Source organism: Rhodanobacter sp. Soil772 (genome assembly GCF_001428385.1).
GTDB lineage: Bacteria > Pseudomonadota > Gammaproteobacteria > Xanthomonadales > Rhodanobacteraceae > Rhodanobacter.
Window position 1 is genome coordinate 16,800 of sequence record NZ_LMSK01000005.1, and the last position, 19,950, is coordinate 36,749.

General features: G+C 64.8%; 13 protein-coding genes. 5 read left to right on the forward strand and 8 right to left on the reverse strand.

What is annotated here, in order from left to right:
• Positions 1-20 precede the first annotated feature (20 nt).
• From ASG75_RS15150 to ASG75_RS15185, 8 genes are all read right to left on the reverse strand, one after another.
• Positions 21-1,886, reverse strand: coding sequence for a tetratricopeptide repeat-containing sulfotransferase family protein (locus ASG75_RS15150; protein WP_082547643.1), 1,866 nt, complete (start codon positions 1,884-1,886; stop codon positions 21-23).
• 112 nt (positions 1,887-1,998) lie between these two features.
• Entirely contained in the window at positions 1,999-4,866 is a 2,868-nt protein-coding gene (locus tag ASG75_RS15155) for a TonB-dependent receptor (protein ID WP_082547651.1), read from the reverse strand.
• Between the two features lie 200 nt (positions 4,867-5,066).
• Positions 5,067-6,401 carry an aspartyl/asparaginyl beta-hydroxylase domain-containing protein gene (locus ASG75_RS15160; RefSeq protein WP_056391454.1) on the reverse strand — a complete coding sequence of 445 codons (1,335 nt, stop codon included), beginning with the start codon at positions 6,399-6,401 and terminating at the stop codon, positions 5,067-5,069.
• A 75-nt stretch (positions 6,402-6,476) separates the two neighbouring features.
• Positions 6,477-8,210 carry a M1 family metallopeptidase gene (locus tag ASG75_RS15165; RefSeq protein ID WP_056391457.1) on the reverse strand — a complete coding sequence of 578 codons (1,734 nt, stop codon included), beginning with the start codon at positions 8,208-8,210 and terminating at the stop codon, positions 6,477-6,479.
• Between the two features lie 79 nt (positions 8,211-8,289).
• On the reverse strand, positions 8,290-9,669 hold the full coding sequence (locus tag ASG75_RS15170; RefSeq protein ID WP_056391460.1) for a leucyl aminopeptidase family protein: 1,380 nt from the start codon (positions 9,667-9,669) through the stop codon (positions 8,290-8,292).
• 88 nt (positions 9,670-9,757) lie between these two features.
• Positions 9,758-10,459 (reverse strand): HAD family hydrolase, encoded by a 702-nt coding sequence (locus ASG75_RS15175; protein WP_056391463.1) that lies wholly within the window; start codon positions 10,457-10,459, stop codon positions 9,758-9,760.
• An 11-nt stretch (positions 10,460-10,470) separates the two neighbouring features.
• Positions 10,471-11,808, reverse strand: coding sequence for a substrate-binding domain-containing protein (locus tag ASG75_RS15180; protein ID WP_056391471.1), 1,338 nt, complete (start codon positions 11,806-11,808; stop codon positions 10,471-10,473).
• 219 nt (positions 11,809-12,027) lie between these two features.
• Positions 12,028-13,434, reverse strand: a complete 1,407-nt coding sequence (locus tag ASG75_RS15185) for a Do family serine endopeptidase (protein WP_056391474.1) — start codon at positions 13,432-13,434, stop codon at positions 12,028-12,030.
• A gap of 415 nt (positions 13,435-13,849) precedes the next feature.
• Between ASG75_RS15185 and ASG75_RS15190 the strand changes: the two genes are divergently transcribed.
• The 5 genes from ASG75_RS15190 to ASG75_RS16080 all read left to right on the forward strand — a co-directional run bounded on the left by ASG75_RS15190 (position 13,850) and on the right by ASG75_RS16080 (position 19,489).
• Positions 13,850-15,988: an adenosylcobalamin-dependent ribonucleoside-diphosphate reductase gene (locus ASG75_RS15190; RefSeq protein WP_056391478.1), complete on the forward strand. Its 2,139-nt coding sequence runs from the start codon at positions 13,850-13,852 to the stop codon at positions 15,986-15,988.
• Positions 15,989-16,047: 59 nt separating this feature from the next.
• Positions 16,048-16,797: a hypothetical protein gene (locus ASG75_RS15195; protein ID WP_056391481.1), complete on the forward strand. Its 750-nt coding sequence runs from the start codon at positions 16,048-16,050 to the stop codon at positions 16,795-16,797.
• Positions 16,798-16,895: 98 nt separating this feature from the next.
• Positions 16,896-17,645: an NrdJb gene (locus ASG75_RS15200; protein WP_056391484.1), complete on the forward strand. Its 750-nt coding sequence runs from the start codon at positions 16,896-16,898 to the stop codon at positions 17,643-17,645.
• A gap of 77 nt (positions 17,646-17,722) precedes the next feature.
• Complete coding sequence (locus tag ASG75_RS16075; RefSeq protein ID WP_082547644.1) at positions 17,723-18,823, forward strand: ParA family protein; 1,101 nt, start codon at positions 17,723-17,725, stop codon at positions 18,821-18,823.
• 15 nt (positions 18,824-18,838) lie between these two features.
• A complete protein-coding gene (locus tag ASG75_RS16080) occupies positions 18,839-19,489 on the forward strand; it encodes a RelA/SpoT domain-containing protein (protein WP_082547645.1) in 651 nt (216 codons plus the stop codon).
• The last annotated feature ends 461 nt before the right edge of the window (positions 19,490-19,950 follow it).

A 19,950-nucleotide genomic window follows, 5' to 3' on the forward strand; every position in this document is an offset into this window, starting at 1 on the left:
TGGAGATCGCGAACGGGCTTTCACGTGGTGTAGCCGAGGCGGTCGATCCACGGCTGCAGCACCGGCAGCACGGGCTCGAACTGCTCGCGGTAGTTCTGCCAGCGGTCGACCGCCTTGCGGTGAACGCCCTCGGTGACTTGCGCGTAGCTGGGTGTGCTGATGAAACGCTTGTGCCGGGCGTGTTCGGCGAAGCGTGTCATGGCTGACGTGTCGGCGGTTTCGAGAAACTGCCCCAGGCGCGCGACCTGCTCGTCGAACTGGCTGACCACGGACTCGTAGCGCCACTCCAGCACCTGCGGCGCAAACATCGCGACGTCGCGGTGCCACTGCTCGAAGGCCTTCGCGTAGCCCCGTGCCAGGCGTTGCAGCGACGAGCACAGCACCATGAAGGCCGGTGAACGGAACGGCTGCATGCTGCAGCTGAGCAGCACGTCGCAAGGGTGGCGCAGGCACAGGATGATGCGCGCGTGCGGAAACAGCCGCATGATCATCGGCAGGCACAGCATGTTGAGCGGATTCTTGTCGACCAGGCGACGCTCGCCGAGGTCGGGCAGCACTTCGCCGACCAGGCGCCGGTAGACGCTGCGCAGTTGGTCGGCGTCCTGCTGCGTCAGGTTCGCCAGGTCCGCGGGGTACGGCTGGCCGACCAGTTCCATGCCTTCGATCAGGTCGTGGATGTAGGCGCGCTCGTCCATGGACTGGAAATCCGGATGGGCATCGAGCATCTGTTCCAGCAAGGTGGTGCCGGAACGGGGGAAACCGACCACGAAGACCGGGCTCTGTCGGCTGCCAGGCGAGGACAGCGGTTTCCAGTCGGCACGGGTGCCGTGCCCGACGCCGCCGCCCGTCAACTGCAGCGGTTGACTGTCGGTTGCCAGCAGTTCCGGCACCACGTTGCGGGCGGTCTCGAGCTGTATGGCGTGCGCTTTCTGCAGGGCCTGCCACGCCTCGGGATAATGTCCTTGCCGGTCAAGCGCGGAAGCCAGGCCGAAAGCAGCGCTGGCCTGGCTTTCGTCGTCGTTGGCGCAGGCGAGTACACGCTGGTACAGCGCGTCGGCCTCGGCATAGGCGCCCCTGCGCATCGCCAGTGCGGCGTGCGCGCGCCAGCCGTCGGCGCGGGCCCGTTGCGCATCCGGCGGCAGGGCATCGAGTACGCTCGGCGGCAACTGCCGCAGTTCGTCTTGCGCTGCGTCGATCCGGTTGTTTCTTTCGTACAGCAGGGCGCGTTGCGCGGCGATGCGCAAGCGCATGATTCCGGCCGCCGGTTCGTCGTCGGGCACACGTGCGTGCGCCAGCGTGCGCAGCGCTGCGTCCAGGTCGCCCTGGACCGACAGCATGGCGGACAGCACCAGGGCTTGCTCGGCCGGTTGCGCCGGCCAGTCGATGGCTCCGCGCAGCATCGCCTCCTGCTGGGTGTTGTCGCCGCAGACATAACAGGCGTACGCAGCCTGCAGCCGGGCTTCGATGAAATGCGGGTCCAGCTGCGCGGCGTCCAGCAGGGCCTGCCTGGCCGGTATCCAGCGCTGTTGCTGCGTGTAGAGCAGGCCGAGGTTGTAGTGCACCTCGGCATCGTCCGGCGCCAGCGCCAGCGCCGTCAGCAGGGCCTGCTCGGAGGCGGGCAGGTCGCCCGCCTGCCGGCAGGCGACCGCCAGGTTGTTCCAATAGGCCGAAACGCCCGGCCGCATCTGCGCCAGCCGACGGAACGTCGCCGCGGCCTGCCGGTGACGACCGGTGGCCTGCTGCGCCAGGCCAAGCAGCGCCAGCACGCCTTCGTCTTCCTCGTCGGCCGGCGTGGCCTGCCCGGCGAGGGCAATGACCCGCTCTGTCTCGCCGGCGTTCCAGGCGCCGGCCATGGCCTTGGCCAGATCCGTGGTCGAAGTGGACACGGCTTCTCCATCAATCGTCTTCCGACCCCCATTATGCAAGAGGGCCGCGAATATGCTCGCGGCCCTCCTGCATGCTCCGGATTTTCCGGATGTCGCCTACCCGATCAAGTTGTCAGAACTTGATCGTCGCCCGCGCCCAGTAGTAGCGGCCGAGCACGTCGTACGTGGCGGTGTCCACGTTGTAGTTTCCGCTGTTCTGGTAGACCAGCGGCGGCAGCTTGTTGCTGAGGTTGTCCACGCCGATGTCGAAGCGGGTGTGGATCGACGGCACTGCGTAGCCCAGCTGGATCGAGTGGTAGAGCACCGAAGCCATCGGGATATTCACCCCGGTGATGGCGGCGTCGACGTTGAGGGCGGTCAGCCTGTGGATGTAGCGCGACTGCCACTGGGCGCTCCAGTTGTCCTTGTCCCAATTGAGCGTGGCCGTGCCGCGCCAGCGCGAGATGTTGCCGAATTGCTGGCTGTAAGTGCCGGCGTAGTTGATCGTCTTCGCGCCCGGCTCGCCGGGTGTGGCGTTGTTCTTGTACGTCGACGTGTAGCTGGTGCTGAGGCCGGCGCGGAAGTTGCCCGGATCCATGTTGCCCAGGTTGAAATGCGGGATCTTGTAGCGCAGCGTGTAGTCGATGCCGGTGGTGCTGAGGTTGCCCAGGTTGACCACCGGGGTATTGATCAGGAACACCTGGCCGGGCTGCCGGCTGGTGTTGTCTTCGCGGTGGATGAACGAGCAATACGGACTGCTGGCGTTGTTGAAGCAGGAGCCGACCACGGTATCGGCCTGGATCGCCGTGAGCGTGTCGGACAGGTGGATGTGCCAGAAGTCGAGGCTGGTGGACAGGCCGGGCAACCAGTCCGGGTCGTAGACCAGCCCGAGATCGATGGACTTGCCCTTTTCGGGTTTCAGCGTCGCGCCCACCGTGGAGGCGCCCGAGTAGAACGTGTTGACCTGCGCCGGCGAGTTGCCGGCCCAGTTCACCGGAACGAACTGGCAGGCTGCCGGATGCGCCGCAAGCTCGGCCGCGGTGAGTCCGACGCACGGGTCGTTCAAGTTCGGCTGGACCAGCGTGCGGCCATCGTAGAGTTCATTGAGATTGGGCGCGCGGAATACCTGGGAGACCGTGCCACGCAGCAGCAGATCGGACGTGGGACGCCACTCGATCGCGATCTTGCCGTTGGTGGTCGTGCCGGTGGTGCTGTAGTTCGACGTGCGGATGCCGAGGTCGAGGTTCAACGAGTGGGCCCATGGCTGCTCGGAGAGCAGCGGGATCAACGTTTCGGCATAGACTTCCTTGACATCGAAGTTGCCACGCCCGGGCGAGCCGCAGGCTTCCTGCAGGATCTGGCAGGTGGTGGTCACCGGATCGAGCACGGCAAAGTCGCTCACGGTGTAGTTCATGAACTGCTTGCGGTACAGGGCACCGGCAGACAGCTGCATCGCGCCGGCGGGCAAGTCCCACAGCTCGCCGCTGGCATTGAACTGGGCCTGCTTGGTGGACTGGGTGAAGACGTAGATCGGCGTCTTCACGCCGCCCCTCAATTGCGCGCCGACGCTCGGGTCGGCCTGGTTGAAGATGTTCGCGCCACCGTCGACGGCGGCCTGCAGCGCCGGTATGTCGACCTCATTGGTATCGCTTTGTTTGCGATTGGTATGGCTGTAGTTGACCGACGCATCCCAGATCCAGCTGCTTTCCTGGCCGAAATTGCCGCGCAGCCCTGCATTGATCTGTCCGGTGCTGGTGGTGAAACTGTGCACGCGGGTGCCGGCGCCGGTGAGGCGGGTCTGGAAGTTGTAGCCGCTGTTCGGGTCGCCGGGGACCGGATTCTGGCTGAACGTGACGCCAAACGGATTGATCGGATTGCTGGAGGAGATGATCAGGCCGTCGCCGGTGCCGACCGGCGAAGGAGCATCCTGGCCACTGGATACCGTGCGGTTGTAGAACGCATCGACGTACGCGGTCAGGCTGTCGGTGAGGTTGTAGCTGCCGAGCACAAAGCCGTTGGTGCGCTTCTGCGCGGTCTGGATGTAATTGAGCGCAGCGTAGTTGTAGGTATCCGAGGAGAGACGGCAGCGGTAGTCGCCGAGGGCCGATCCGTCGCCCTGCGCCAGGGTCACGTTGGCGGTGCCGCTCGAATTGATCGGGCAGCCGTACTGGTTGGCGATCGATGCGGGCAGCTGGATTCTGCCGGTCGGGATCGAGCTGGAACCGGCCGCCACGACAGAACCGCTCGACAGGTACAGCTGCTGCTTGGAGAACTTGCGCCTTTTGCCCAATACCGCGTCGTACTTGTTGTAATCAAGGCCGCCGACGATGCTGTAGTTCTCGCCCGTGTTGCCGGCGGTCAGGTTGAAGCCGCGGCGCTGCGCGTCGCCGTGGCTGGAGATACCGTCGTTCAGGCTGAACTGGGCGCCCTTGAAGTCCTTGCGCAGGATGAAGTTGACGACGCCGCCGATGGCGTCGGAGCCGTACACCGTGGAGGCGCCTTCGGCCAGCACGTCGACCCGATCGATCATTTCCGGCGGAATCAGGTTGAGATCCGGGTTGGCCATGCGCTGGCCGTTGACCAGTACCAGCGTGCGGTTGATGCCCAGGCCGCGCAGCGAGACGCGCGACGCGCCATTGCCGCCTTCCAGCAAGGGGCTGGCCACGCCGCCACCGTTGCTGTTGTTCTGCGGATTGGTGGCATTGCCGGAGATGCTCGGCATCTGCTGCAGCACGTCGCCCAGCACGGGCTTGCCCGAGTTGGAGATGGTTGCGCGGTCCAGTGTCACTACCGGGCTGGCCGTCTCGACGTCCACGCGCCGGATCAGCGAGCCGGTCACGACAACCGCTTGCAAGGTCTTGGCCTTGCTCTTGGACGGTGGCGTGGCCTGATCCGACGACGGCGGGTTATCCGCCTGCGGCGCCTGCGCCTGGGCCACACCCGCTGCCGTGATGATTCCCGCGGTCAATGCCAGGCGTACCGCCAGTGACAAGTGATTCATGCCGTATTTCATTTGGTATCCCCAATGGATGTTGGTATTCGTTCCCTGCCTTCGAGCGCGTCGAGTCCCCTCCCCGGGGTACGCGTTGGGCCACGCGACAATGATTGCCTGCGGTGCCCAACCGCCAGAAGATTACTCCGAGAGGCGGTCCAGCGCACAACCGCCGCAGTCGGCCCGACCATCGATCGACCAGGCCGCGGTCAGGATTTCAGGGATGGCGCTGCCGTCTCGCTGGACCGGTTGAAGTCGCCGATAGCTGCGACCAGGTCGGTTACCGCAGCCTGTTCCGCTTCGCTGAGATCGGGATTCCAACTGTCCAGAATCAGTACCACGCGGGTCTGGTCGCTGCGGTTCCACGCTTCGTGCTCGAACGTGTCGTCGAAGGTGACGCAGCGGCCTTCTTCCCACACATGGGTTTCGCCGCCCACGCGCAAGGCGCAGTCCGGCGGCACGATGAGCGGGAGATGCGTGACCAGGCGCGTGTTGGTGACGCCGCGGTGCGGCAGGATATGCGTGCCCGGGCGCAGCACGGAATACAGCGTTTCCGGCGCGTGGTCGCGCACCCGGACCAGCGGCATCGAGTCCAGCAGCGCGCTGGTGCGCGGGCAACGCGCGCACTGCATGTCGTGGCGCACGCCGTGCCGGTAGAAGAAGAAGGCATCCCAGGCTGCCTCTTGCGCACCGGACGAACCCAGCAACTGGGCCGCCACGGCCTCGCCTGAGTTGGTGCCCAGGAACGGCACCAGATCGTCCTGCGCGTGCGAGAGCACGGCGCGCAACTCCTCGCGTATCACGTCGACGGCAGCTTCCAGCCGCGCATGCGCCGGAAAGCGCTCGCGCGGGTAGAACGTCCGGCTGGGGATGCCCGGGAAATACAGGAACTTGGGGTGCTGTCGCGGATCGGGCAGCACTGCAGCCTGCTCGCCGAGATAGATCGCCAGGCACTGGTCGACGCGGGTCAGTTCCGATCGGCCGTAGCGTTGCCGCAACGGCTCGATGACCGCGTCGAACAGCTCGCGCCGGCCGGCCGCCACGTAGCGCACGGCATGCTTCACCGCGTCGCGCAGGCCCGGCGCGGTGGTGGCGTCGTCCAGCCACCGCCCTTGCGCTTGCGCGACATCGATCGCGCCGAAGTAGGCCAGCATGGCCTCGTGCCGGCGTCCCTGCTGCTCGAGCGCGACGCCCAGGCGCAGGCGCGCCACGAACATGCCGGGTGCGACTTGCAGACCTTGGCGCAAGCTGTCGGCGGCGGCCTCCAGCTCCCCGGCCAGCATCTGCACCTCGCCCAGCCGGTGCAGGATGGCTGCGTCCTGCGGTTGTGCGCGGTGTGCCGCGAACAGCAGCTCGATCGCGTGTTCCGCATCGCCCCGACCCAACTGGCGGGTGGCCAGGAACTGCAGCGCCTCGGCATCATCGGGCTGGGTTTCCAGCAGACGCAGGAAGGCCTGCTCGGCCATCGCCATGTCGCCGCGCTGCCATGCGGCAAGCGCCTGCTCGCGGCAAATGGCGGGAGAGGCGGGTGACGGCTTGTTCATCGGGAAGATTCGCTGTTGAACGTTCCCGGTGATTATAGGGACGCGCGCGACGGCTGCCGGCTCATGCCGTGGCAACTATTTGCGCGCCGCCCGCTGCTGCTTCATCCATTGCCGGTACGCTTCGACGTGCGGCATCGCGCGCAGCACCTTCGAGCGCGGGTCGACGATCAGCAGGCTGCCGGCCGGCACCTGCAGCTGGCCGCTGCCGTCGCGCATGGGCAAGGTGTGCACGCTGTCGCCCACCTGCACGTCGACCGGCATCGGGAACGGCTTGCCGTGTTCGGTCACCCAGCGCAGCTTCAGCGTATCGCCGTCGCGCTGCTCGTCCAGCCGCGGCAGCGCGGCGTCGCGCAGGTAGACGTCGAAGAACCAGTCCAGCTTGCGCCCGGTGACCTGGTCGACGATCGCGATGTAGTCGTTGGTGGTCGCGTAGCGCGGCTTGAAATTGCCCGGCTGCGGGTCGGGGCGGCCGTAGACCAGCCGGCGGGTGCTCTCGAAGAAGTCCCGGTCGCCGATCAGCTGGCGCAGCGTGTGCAGCATCAGCGCGCCCTTGTTGTAGATGTCTTGGCCGGGGCCGGCCGTCTCGTCGTAGACCTGCTCTTCGGTCTTGCTGCTGCCGGACACGATCGGATGGCGATTGCGCAACTGCAGCCGCAACTGGTGCAGCCAGCTGAAGTAATCCATGTCGCCGTTGAGGTACTGGCTGTACAGCGGCTGCATGTAGGTGCCGAAACTCTCGTGCAGCCACATGTCGTCCCAGTCGGCGTTGGTGACCTGGTTGCCGAACCATTCGTGCGCAAACTCGTGCTGCAGCAACCGGTCGAAACCGTAACCGTCCTGCTTGTAGCCGTTGCCGTAGGCGTTGAGGGTCTGGTGCTCCATGCCCAGGTGCGGGGTTTCCACCACGCCCATCTTCTCGTCGCCGAACGGATACGGGCCGATCTGCTGCTCGAAGAAATCCAGCATGCGCGGGAACCCGGCGAACAACTGTTTCGCCTGCGCCTCGTGTCCGCGCAGGTACCAGAACTGCATCGGGATGGTGTTGCCGTAGCGGCTCTTGTAGTCCGCCTTGAGTTCGTCGAACGGGCCGATGTTGATCGCGATCGCGTAGGTATCCGGGTGCTTGGCGCGCCAGTGGTACGTGTGCTGGTCGCCCGCGTCGGTGATGCCGACCAGCACGCCGTTGCCGGGCGCGGCCAGGGTCTTCGGCACGGTGACGTAGGTGTCGACCAGGTCGGGTTCGCCTTGCGGCTGGTCGATGCACGGCCAGAACAGGTCGCAGCCTTCGCCCTGCACCGCGCTGGCGACCCACGGCTGGCCGTCGGCGGTGTGGCTCCACACGAAGCCGCCATCCCACGGCGCCTTCTTCGCCACGTGCGGCTTGCCGCCGTAGCGGATCGTCACGCTCACTTTGCCGCCGGCGGCGAGCGGTGCCGGCAGCTGGATGAGCAGGCGGCCGTCCGGGTTGCTCCACGCGCTGGCAGCGAGCGGCTGGCCACCCAGCTCGATCGCGCTGATCGGCAGGTTGCGGTCCAGGTCCAGCAGCAGCGTGTCGGTGGCGGACTTCGCGGTGAAGCTCAGTGTCGCGCTGGCGTCGATGCTCTGCGTGGCCGCGTCGACCGCGAAATGCAGCTCGGCATGATCGAAATGCACGCGCGCCTGTTCGGCCGGCATCACGCCGCCTGAGTTCAGCGTCTGCGCGGTCGGTGCCGGCTGGGCCGGCGGCGCGGTTTTGGCGACGGGTACGCTGGTGCAGGCGGCGAGGCCGAGCGCTACGCCGGCGGCGAGCAGGTGCGGGCGAAGAGGCATGGCGGGCTCCGGTCCGGGGAATCCCGCAGGATGCAATTTTTCACTCCGGCGCGACAACGCCAGAAGTCATGCTGCCGGCTCAGCCGCCGTAGCGCTGCCGCAGGAACGCGAACGTCGCGCGCAGTCCCATCGCCTCGCCGCCGCGCGGGCGGCCCGGGCGGTCGGCGTCGTTCCACGCGTAGGTGTCCAGGTGCAGCCACGGCGTGCCGTCCGGCACGAAGCGTTCCAGGTACAGCGCTGCAGTGATCGCGCCGGCATGGCGCGACGGGCCGGCGTTGGCGAAGTCGGCCAGGTACGAATCGAGCATCTTGCGGTACGGCCGCCACAGCGGCAGCTGCCACAGTGGGTCGTCGACCGCGCGGCCGGCGGCCAGCACGCCGGCCGCCGCGGCCTCGTCATTGGCGAACAGCGCGGGCAGGTCCGGGCCCAGCGCCACGCGCGCGGCGCCGGTGAGGGTGGCGAAGTCGAGGATCAGGTCCGGCTGCTGCTCGGCGCCGTAGGCCAGCGCGTCGCACAGCACCAGGCGGCCTTCGGCGTCGGTGTTGTCGATCTCGACCGCGTGGCCGGCGCGGGTGACCACCACCTCGCCCGGGCGCAGCGCATTGCCGGCCACGGAGTTTTCCACCGCGGGAATCAGCAGGGTCAGCCGCACCGGCAACTGCGCCTGCATCACCAGGCCGGCCAGCGCGATCGCGTGCGCCGCGCCGCCCATGTCCTTCTTCATCCAGCGCATGCCGTCGGCGGATTTCAGGTCGAGTCCGCCGGTGTCGAAACACACGCCCTTGCCGACCAGCACGAGTTTGGGATGCTCGCGTTTGCCCCAGCTCAGCTCGACCAGCCGCGGTGCGCGATGGCTGGCGCGGCCGACCGCGTGGATGGTCGGAAAGTTCGCCTTGAGCAGTTCGTCGCCGACCCAGTCGCGCACCTTCGCCTTGTGCGTCTTGCCGAGCTGCTTGATCGCGTCGCCCAACTGCTCCGGGCCCATGTCTTCGGTCGGCGTGTTGACCAGGTCGCGCACCAGCGCGGTGGCTTCGACCAGCGGCGCCAATTGCCGCAAGTCGGCGGCCGGCACGGCGAGCCGGGCCGGCGCGCGCTTCGGCTGGCGATAGCGGTTGAACTGGTAGGCGCCGAGCGCCCAGCCCAGCGCGGCCTGGCCCGGATCGGCCAGCACGCCTTCATCGGCAAGGTGGTAGTTCGCTTCGGGCAGGCTGCACGGCAGCGCGGCCAGTGCCGCCAGCGGGTCGCGTGCGTCGACGCCGACCAGCACACGCACCAGCTTGCCCGCGGCGTCGGCCAGCAGCGCGAACGTGCCCGCGGCCGCCTCGAAACCGCTGTCCGCCAGCCAGCGCCGCTGCGCCGCGGTGAGCCGGCGACGGCTCGCGGCGTAGTGCGCGGCGTCGGTGGTCTCGATGGCGATGCTGTGGCGGGTGCCGGGCTGGCGTTCGATCAGGGCGGACATGCGGGATCCTTCTGGCTTGCGATGGCACGACGCGGGGCGTGCCATGAATGGCGAATCGCCAATGATGCGCGCAATGGCTGCTGCTTGCCTATGCGGCAGGATGCTGCGCTTCGAGCCAGTCGGCCAGCGCAGTCATGTCGCGCAGGTCCAGCTCGGGCGGCGTGCCCAGTTCGGCTGGCCAGGGCAGGCCTTCACGATTCATCCAGGCGGTGCGCAGGCCGGCGTCGCGCGCACCAACGACATCCATGACCGGGTCGTCGCCGACGTGCAGGATCTGCCCGGGCGCCACGCCCAGCCGTGCGGCCGCGGCCAGGAAGATCCGCGGGTCGGGCTTGGCCACGCCGCTGTCGCGCGCACAGACGTGGTGGGCGAAATGCGCGTGGATGCCGATGCGCTGCAGGTCGGCGTTGCCGTTGGTCAGGCTGGCCAGCGGCCAGCGCGCGGTGATCCGTTCCAGCGCGGGCAGGCTGTCCGGATACAGCTCCACGCGGTTGCGCGCGGCGAAGTAGATTTCCCACAGCGTCTCGATCGGCGCATCGTCCACGCCGCAGGCGGCGAACGCCTGTCGCAGGGTGAGCTGGCGCTGGCTGGTGAAGTCGTGTGCGAGGTCGAGCCGCTCGGTGGCGACCTGCATGCGCAGCGCGCGCATGGCCGCGATCGGCCACGCGCGTGCGACGTCGGGATGGTGCCGCTGCAGCCAGGCATCCACCGCCTGGTCGGCGCGTTCGAGCGCCGGCAGCACCGGCCACAAGGTATCGTCGAGATCCAGCGTCAGCGCGAGTATCGGCACGCCCGCACGGCTCAGCGGTTGCGGATGCGCAGCACCTGGCCGAGTTTGATCTGGTCGTTCTTCAGGTGGTTCCACTCGCGCAACTGGGCCACCTCGACCGAATGCCGCTTGGCGATCGTCGACAGCGTGTCGCCCTTGGTCACCTTGTAGGTAGTCGCGGCCTGACCGGCGTCGGCGCTGACCTTGCCGAAGTCCTTGCCCCTGGTCTGGCTGACCGTGGTGGCGCTGCCGTTCGCATGGGTTACGCCGCTGACGGTGACGTCGCTCACGCTGCCCTGCACCTTGCTCAGGCGGGCGGTGTCCCTGGCATCGGCGCGACGCTGTTCCAGCGCCTGCCGCGCTGCCAGCGTGTCGGGCGAGGTCGGCGCGATCGCGGCACGCGCCGCGTAGGTGGCACCCGGTGCCGACACCGGCGTGCTCCTGACCGGGCGCGCGCCGACTTCGGCCAGGATCCGGCTGCGCCGCGAGATGTCCATCGACGCCAGCGCGCCGCCATCCTGATACGGCAGCACGGCATGCCTGCGCAGCGCGGCCTTGCCCGGCTCGGTCTGCATGAAGTCGATGAACGCCTGCGCCTGCGCGGCCTTCGGGCTGCGCGGGTTGGTTACCAGGTACAGCGGGGTGAACAGCGGGTAGCTGCCGTCGGCGATGTTGGCGACGGTGGCCGGCTTGCCGTTGATCGGGATCGCCTTGAGCTTGGCATTGCCGCTGATGCTGGACAGCGTGGACACGCCCAGGCCGTTCGGGTTCAGCGCGATGCCTTCTTCCAGCTTGCGCGTGTTGACGTACAGCCGCGGCGCCGCCACCGGCTGGTTGCCGCGGCCGAACAGCAGGCTGCGCAGGCTGTATTCCACGCCGTCGCCGGGGCTGGCCACCGCGTATACGTCGATCGGCGCGCTGCGGCCGCCGACTTCGCTCCAGTTGTGGATCTTGCCGTAGTAGATGTCGTGCACCTGTTTCAGCGTGAGGCTGCGGACCGGGTTGGACGACTGGGTGATGATCACCAGCGCGTCCCACGCCACCGGGGTGAAGGTGAGGTTCGCGTTCTGCGCGCTGTTGTCGCTGGCGCGCGCGCTGCCGGCCAGGTCGGCGGTGCCCGACGCCACCGCGTCGATGCCCGAGGCGGTGTTGAACGGCTGCAGTTCGATCCGCCCGTGGCCGGTCTTCTCCCACGCCTTCGCCACTTCGTTGACCACGCCGTTCGCGGTGGCGACGTCGCCGCGCCAGACCAGGCTGCTCTTGGCGGGGGCGCTGGTGTGCGCCTTCGGCTTGCTCCTGGCGAACGCGGGGGTGGTGAGGCAGGCCCCGATCAGGGCGACGGACAGCAGGCGGGTAAGGCGAACGGACATGGTGGTAGGGAGCCCCGGCAAGATTTGAATGTGGATGTAATGGCGCGAGTATGGCGCCTTGCAGGCGCACGCAGGATGAAGCGGTGAGGATATTTCATCGGCCTGAATGCAGAACATCAAGCGCTTTCATGGGTTTGCGCGACGGCAGACCCCGAAGCTGTGCGCCGGGACACGGCCCGGAGGCGATCCCGGCCACGCTTTCGCCTGAACGGCTTTCGCCTAGTTGACCACCACGTAGCGCGTGCCATCGTCGTCGGCGACCACCAGCACCAGCTGGCGCGGCTTCACCCCGGCCAGTCCGCGCAGCATGTTCAGGCCGGTGATGCGCTGGTTGCCCACGCCGATCACCACGTCGTCGGCACTCAGCCCCGCGCGTGCCGCGCGACTGCCCGGCTGCACCGCGCTGATCGCCACGCCGTACCAGCCCTGGTTGCGCTGGTTCTGGCTCAGCTCGGTGAAGCGCACGCCGGCCAGGCGCGGATCGAGCTGGCCGCCGTCGACGCTGGCCAGCTTCTCCGCGGTGAGCGTGGCGCTGACTTCGCGCAGCTTGCCGTCGCGCAGCACGCCCAGGCGCAGCGTGCTGCCCAGCGGCAGCAGGCCCTCGGCGTTGTTCAGTTCCTGCACGTTATGCAGCGACTTGCCGTTCAGCGTGGTCAGCACGTCGCCCGGCTGCAGGCCGGCGTGCGCGGCGGCCGAGCCGTCGGTCACGCCGGTGACCACCACGCCGTTGCTGTCCTTCAGCCCGAGCAGCTGGGCGATGCGCGGGGTGATCGCCTGGGTCTGCGCGCCCAGGCTGCCGCGCTGCACCTTGCCGTGCGCCAGCAGTTGCGCCATCACTTCGCTGGTGAGGTTGCTGGGGATCGCGAAACCGATGCCGACGTTGCCGCCGGACGGCGAGAAGATCATCGTGTTGATGCCGACCAGCTCGCCGCGCAGGTTCACCAGCGCGCCGCCGGAATTGCCGGGGTTGATCGAGGCGTCGGTCTGGATGAAGTTCTGGTAACCCCCCGTGCCCGACGAGTTCTGGCCGAGGCCCGAGCGGCCCAGTGCCGAGACGATGCCGGCGGTGACCGTCTGGCCCAGCCCGAACGGGTCGCCCACCGCCACCACGTAGTCGCCCACCTGCAGCGCGGACGAATCGGCCAGCGGCAACGCCTTGAGGTTCTGCGCCGGAATCTGCACCACCGCCACGTCGGTGTCCGGGTCGCTGCCGATCAGCTTGCCCTTGAACGTGCGCCCATCCTGCAGCGTCACGCTGATGTCGTCGGCGCCGCCGACCACGTGGTTGTTGGTCAGCACGTAGCCCTTCGCCGCATCCACGATCACGCCCGAGCCCAGGCTCTGCTCGACGCGCTCGCGCGGCGTCGCCGGCAGGCCGAAGAACTGGCGCACCATCGGGTCGTCGAAATACGCATCGCGCACCTGCACCCGGGTCGTGGTGGAAATGTTCACCACCGCCGGGGTCACCCGCGTCAGCATCGGCGCCAGCGACGGCAGCGGTTGGCCGCCGATCGCGGCCGGCAAGGTCGCCGCACGGCTGCCGCCGGGCACGCTGCCGAGGGCGACGACGGCCACGACCAGCAGGCCGGTCAGCCAGGGCACAAGACGGGAAGGCAACGGCGACATGGAGTCCTCCAGAAGGCGGTAAAAGCAGCGCTGCTTCGACCGGAGCGCGGCGCGGCGGTTCCGTCCGGAAGAATGCTGTCGTGGGACTTTACAACCAGCGATGTCGGGGTTAACTTGCTTACCCGATATCAACCACAACATCTTGTGTTCACGAACCAGCGCCAAGACAAGCACTGGTGTCGACCGTCGCACTCTTGAGGGGGAGTCGTTGTCGTCGGGAATCAGCTGACACATGGGCTGGAGGGCAATCCTCGATGGCCCGTCACGTTGCCGCTGATGTAGTTGTGAATGACATAGCCGTATCGAATAAAAAACAACGCCGGCCACAAGGTCGCAGCGAGAGGTCAGGAAGCCGATGAGCACAGTGCGTGCGCCAGCCACAAGTTCAGCCCCCAGCGCGAACCCAAGTTCAACCATGAATCCAGCCGCCAGCCGTGATGCCGCCGTGGAAATTCCGCTGCAACCGGCGTCCTACGACATCTGGGACAAGAAGTATCGTCTGAAGGCGAAGTCCGGCGAACCGGTCGACGCCACCATCGACGAGACCTACCAGCGCGTGGCGCGCGCGTTGTCCGACGTCGAGGCCACCGACGAATTGCGCGGCCTCTGGTACGAAAAATTCCTGTGGGCGCTGCGCCGCGGTGCGATCCCGGCCGGCCGCATCACTTCCAACGCCGGCGCGCTGGCGCACAAGCCGGCCACTTCCACCATCAACTGCACCGTCTCGGGCACCATCCGCGACTCGATGGACGACATCCTGGAGAAGGTGCACGAGGCCGGCCTGACCCTGAAGGCCGGTTGCGGCATCGGCTACGAGTTCTCCACGCTGCGTCCGCGCGGCGCGTACGTGTCGGGCGCCGGCGCGTATACCAGCGGCCCGCTGTCGTTCATGGATATCTACGACAAGATGTGCTTCACCGTGTCCTCCGCCGGCGGCCGCCGCGGCGCGCAGATGGGCACGTTCGACATCAGCCATCCCGACGCCAAGGAATTCATCCGCGCCAAGCGCGAGGACGGCCGGCTGCGCCAGTTCAACCTCAGCCTGCTGATCACCGACGGCTTCATGGACGCGGTCGAGCACGACCAGGACTGGCCGCTGGTGTTCCCGGTGCACGTGAAGGAACGCGACGAAGTCGACCTGGCCGACCCGGCCCAGGTGGTCTGGCGCGAGTGGCCCACCCACGAGAACTACGTCGACCGCGAGGACGGCCTGGTCGCCTGCAAGATCTACGGCCACATCCGCGCGCGGCACCTGTGGGACATGATCATGGTCTCGACGTACGACTACGCCGAGCCCGGCTTCATCCTGATCGACAAGGTCAACGAGATGAACAACAACTGGTGGTGCGAGCACATCCGCGCCACCAACCCGTGCGGCGAACAGCCCTTGCCGCCGTACGGCTCGTGCCTGCTCGGCTCGATCAACCTGACCACCTTCGTGCGTGATCCGTTCGGCCCGAAGGCGCGTTTCGACTGGGACGAATACCGCGACGTGGTCAAGGTGTTCACCCGCATGCTCGACAACGTGGTCGAGATCAACGGCCTGCCGCTGGAGCAGCAGCGCAACGAGATCATGGGCAAGCGCCGCCACGGCATGGGCTTCCTCGGCCTGGGTTCCACCGTGACCATGCTGAAGATGCGCTACGGGTCGACCGACGCGGTCAGCTTCACCGAGGACGTCTCGCGCGAGATGGCGGTGGCCGGCTGGGAAGTGGCGCTGGAGCTGGCACAAGAAAAGGGCGCCGCGCCGATCCTGCTGCGCGACTACACCGTCACCGGCGACATGCTGCGCAAGCGCCCGGAAATGGTCACCGACGGCTACAAGGTCGGCGACGCCATCCCCGGCCGCGTGCTGCACGCCAGGTACAGCCGCTACATGCAGCGCATTGCCACGGTGGCGCCGAACCTGGTCGAGCAACTGGCCGAGACCGGCGCGCGCTTCACTCACCACAGCTCGATCGCGCCCACCGGCACGATCAGCCTGAGCCTGGCCAACAACGCCAGCAACGGCATCGAGCCCAGCTTCGCCCACAGCTATTCGCGCAACGTGATCCGCGAGGGCAAGAAGTCCAAGGAAAAGATCGAGGTGCTCAGCTACGAGCTGCTGGCCTACCGCGCCCTGATCAACGCCGACGCCAAGGCGTCCACCGACGAGGCGGCCAACAAGCTGCCGGACTACTTCGTCTCCGCCGACGACATCAGCCCGAAACAGCACGTGGACATCCAGGCCGCCTCGCAGAAGTGGATCGACTCGTCGATCTCCAAGACCGCCAACGTGCCCACCGACTACCCCTACGAAGACTTCAAGGACATCTACTTCTACGCCTACAAACAGGGCCTGAAGGGATGCACCACGTTCCGCTTCAACCCCGCCGCGTTCCAGGGCGTGCTGGTCAAGGACGCAGACCTTGAAAGCACCCTCTACCGCTTCGAGCTCGAAGACGGTAGCGTTGTCGAACTGAAAGGCAATGAGCAGGTGGAATACGACGGCGAGATGCACTCCGCCGCCAACCTCTTCGATGCCTTGAAGGAAGGCTACTACGGCAAGTTCTGAACCGTCGCACGCTCCCGGCGTGCGACAACTCAAGCGGTCCACCGGAGGGGAACACCAGCATGTCCATCGATAACGAAGTTGAAATGAACGCCACCACCGCGCCGGCCGCCGCCGAGGCGCCTGCCGTCGTCCTGCCGGTCTTGCCGGAAGTGCCGCCGGCTGCGCCGGTTGCCGCACCCGCGCCGGCAAAGAAGAAGCCGGCAGCGAAGAAGAAGGCCGCTCCGAAGAAGGCCGCGGCCAAGAAGGCTGCGCCGAAGAAGGCCGCTGCGAAGAAGGCTGCGCCGAAGAAGGCTGCTGCGAAGAAGGCTGCACCAAAGAAGGCTGCCGCCAAGAAGGCCGCGCCGAAGAAAGCCGCGGCAAAGAAGAAGGCCGCGCCCAAGAAGGCTGCGGCGAAAAAGGCCGCGCCGAAGAAGGCCGCCGCCAAGAAAGCCGTGAAGAAGGCGGCGAAGAAAGTCGCCCGGAAGGTGGCGAAGAAAGTGGCGGTGAAGAAGACCGCCGCGAAGAAGGCCGTCAAGAAGGCAGCAAAGAAAGTCGTCAAGAAGGCCGGCGCCGCGAAGAAAGCGGTGAAGAAGGTCGCCAAGAAAGTCGCCAAGGTGGTGAAGAAGAAAGCCGCCAAGGCCGCAAAGAAGGTCAGCAGCAAGAAGTCGGCCAGCAAGAAGGCCGCACCGAAAAAGGCGGCAGCGAAGAAGTCCGCCAGCAAGAAAGCCGTCGCCAAGACGGTCAAGAGGTCCACTGCCAGCAAGAAAGCGAGCGTCAAGTCGGCAGCGCGCAAGCCTGCCGCCAAGAAGGCCGCTGCAAAACGGAAGTAAGCAGCACCGCATCCGGCCCGGCCCAGCGCCGGGCCGGATGATCCACGCAGCACGCCGCGTCCGCACCGGCATCAACACTCAAGAAAGAAGCGAACACCATGGCGATCAAGATCGACAAGAAGATCACGGGCTACAACGTGGTCAAACCCGAAGACAAGGTTGCCGCCACCCCGGTCACCGCCGCCGCGTCGAAAGAGGCGCCCACGGCCGAAGTGATCCAGATGCACGAAAGCGTCGAGCGGCCCGAGACCCTGGTCGGCTCCACCTTCAAGATCAAGTCGCCGCTGTTCGAGCACGCGCTGTACGTCACCATCAACGACATCGTGCTCAACGCCGGCACCAAGCACGAGCTGCGCCGCCCCTTCGAGATCTTCATCAACTCGAAGAACATGGACCACTTCCAGTGGATCGTGGCGCTCACCCGCATCCTGTCCGCCGTGTTCCGCAAGGGCGGCGACGTCACCTTCATCGTGGAAGAACTGAAAGCCGTGTTCGACCCCCGCGGCGGCTACTTCAAGGCCGGCGGCATCTACATGCCCAGCATCGTCGCCGAGATCGGCGGCGTGATCGAACAGCACATGAAGAACATCGGCCTGATCCACGACCCGGAGATGGACGACGCGACGCGCAAGCTGATTGCCGAGAAGCGGGCGGCGTACGAGCAGGCTGGGGCAAAAAAAAACTCTGACGTGAGCAAGGCGGCTTCGGCCGCGACGACCTCCAGCGATACCGAATCCTCGGGCTTCCCGCCGGGCGCGACGCTGTGCGCGAAGTGCAATACGCAGGCGCTGGTGCTGATGGATGGGTGTCAGACGTGTTTGAATTGTGGGTATTCGAAGTGCGGCTGAGCAAATAAGCGTAATGTCGGTTTGAAAAAGGGTGGCAGTGATGCCGCCCTTTATTCTTTGAGCTAAGGAGGGGGTACGTGAAGACTATTTCAATCTTTAACAATAAAGGTGGCGTCGGCAAAACAACGCTGACCTACCATTTGGCGCATGCACTCGCCGAAATGGGGCATAAGACGCTAGTTATCGACCTCGACCCTCAGTGCAATTTAACTATCCTAGGTATGGACGAGGAGGTAATTCATGCGATATGGGCCGCGGAAGATGACTTCATCCAAGATTTTGAGAAGGCTAAGATTTCTATAGATGATGCGGCATTCGAGGCGATGCTTGATGCACCAAGGTCCATACATTTTCTTCTTAAACCGACTGAGGATGGTGTTGGTGATATACCAAGACTCCCGCCGCCATATGAGTTGTCGCACGGTCTGGGGCTTGTCCCTGGGCGCTTAACGATGCACATGTATGAAGACAAAATAAGCAAATTGTGGAGCGAGGCATTTCAGGGTGATCCTCAGGCAGTTCGCACGATTACAAAAATCCGCACGATTGCCCGTGCTTATGCATCCGCGCATGGTTACGAATTCGTAATCATGGATACTTCGCCGAGCCTTGGCGCCTTGAACAAGGTCGTTATCTCAACGACAGACGGCTTTTTGATTCCTTGCATGCCCGATATGTTCTCTTTGTATGGCATTCGTAATATCGGTGCTGCACTCGCGGGATGGAAAAAACAGTTTCACACCATGTATTCACTGCTTTCGGACGAGAAGCGTGCTGAGTTCCCGGAGCGTTTCATTAAATTGTTAGGATTTACAATTTATAATGCAAAAAAATATACTGCAGTCGATCATCCATGGAATTTGGCGACGGCGCATTTTAACTATGCAATGCAGATACCTACCGCTATCACTGATTTTATCCCAGAGGTCATTAGAGATCACTTGAGTCCTAAGTTGCTGAGTGCTCCAGTAGGCGGAGAGTCTGTGATGCATGGTCACAACACGCTTCCAGGTATGGCGCAAAAATATCATGCCCCGATCTGGAGGGTTCCAGATATAACTTCACTTGAAACGGATGATGCGTCGACAATTAGAGGTAATCGAGCAATTTATTATGGGACGAGAGCGAGTTACTTCGCTTTTGCTGAATCGCTCCTGGAACGAGTTGCTCTAATCTGACAACTGGAGGAAATCATGACTCCAGAGCGTCTGCGGGAGTTGATTGAAATTTTTAAGTCAAAGCGTAATGACTTTGACGTTTTTGCTAGTGGCATCAGGCAATGGTTTTTGGGTCATGAAGTCCTATTGAGAAAGAATAGTGTTCACTCGGTTAAATATCGCTTAAAGGATGTTGATCATCTTGAGGGGAAGTTGCAGCGTAAATTTGGAGAGGTAGATCTATCCAATCAGGATTTCTTTGCCCGGTTGACTGATTTGGCTGGTGTGCGGGTATTGCATCTACATCAAGCTCAGTTTGTCGATATTCATGAGGCGATCCGTGCGAAGATCGATCAGAACGACTGGGTTCTTGCTGAGCCTGCTAAAGCATTTACTTGGGATCCTGAGTCAAGGGACTTTTTTGTAGAGCAAGGCCTTGAGGTGGAGCTTCGAGATACTCATTATACAAGTGTGCACTATTTGGTTAGGCCTCGCGCTGACTCACCGTTATGCTGTGAAATTCAAGTGCGTACGCTATTTGAAGAGATCTGGGGTGAAGTTGACCACCAAATAAATTATCCCGTGCCTACACAAAATATTGCTAGTCGAGAGCAACTGCGTGTTTTATCTAAATTAGTCGGTGCCGGAAGTCGACTTCTGGATTCGATTTTTAGAACAAGAGAGTAAAGCTGGAGAAGCCGGGCCGCAGAAGCGCCCGCGAAACAGCGGAACCGGGACGGAGGCTGAGGTTTCCCCACGTTTTCATGCTGTCGCGGCCATCTGATCAAGCAGTGCGGGAGACGGCTTTCGTATCTGCTCCATTAGTTCTTTGAGCTTGGCGTTTGACCATCGTCGCATCAGCGCCTCACGGCCCAGTCGCATGATCGAGTACAGGCGTCGTTTGGCTCGGCATGGCGTCAGCCACCGCGAAACCGGGATGCAGAGAGCTGGGGTCAGAGTGCACTTCCCGGGAAAGGTCGGCTCACCCCTGTTTCAAAACGTGAGGGTCAGGTCTTGTTCTGCCACATGCCCGCTCGCGCGATATGGCTCACCGTGGCGTAGTGCAAACCGAAGCGCTCACTGATGGTCTTCAGTGCGAAGAGGGCAGGCATAGACGCGGGCTACGCTGAGCGATGTGGCAAAACAAG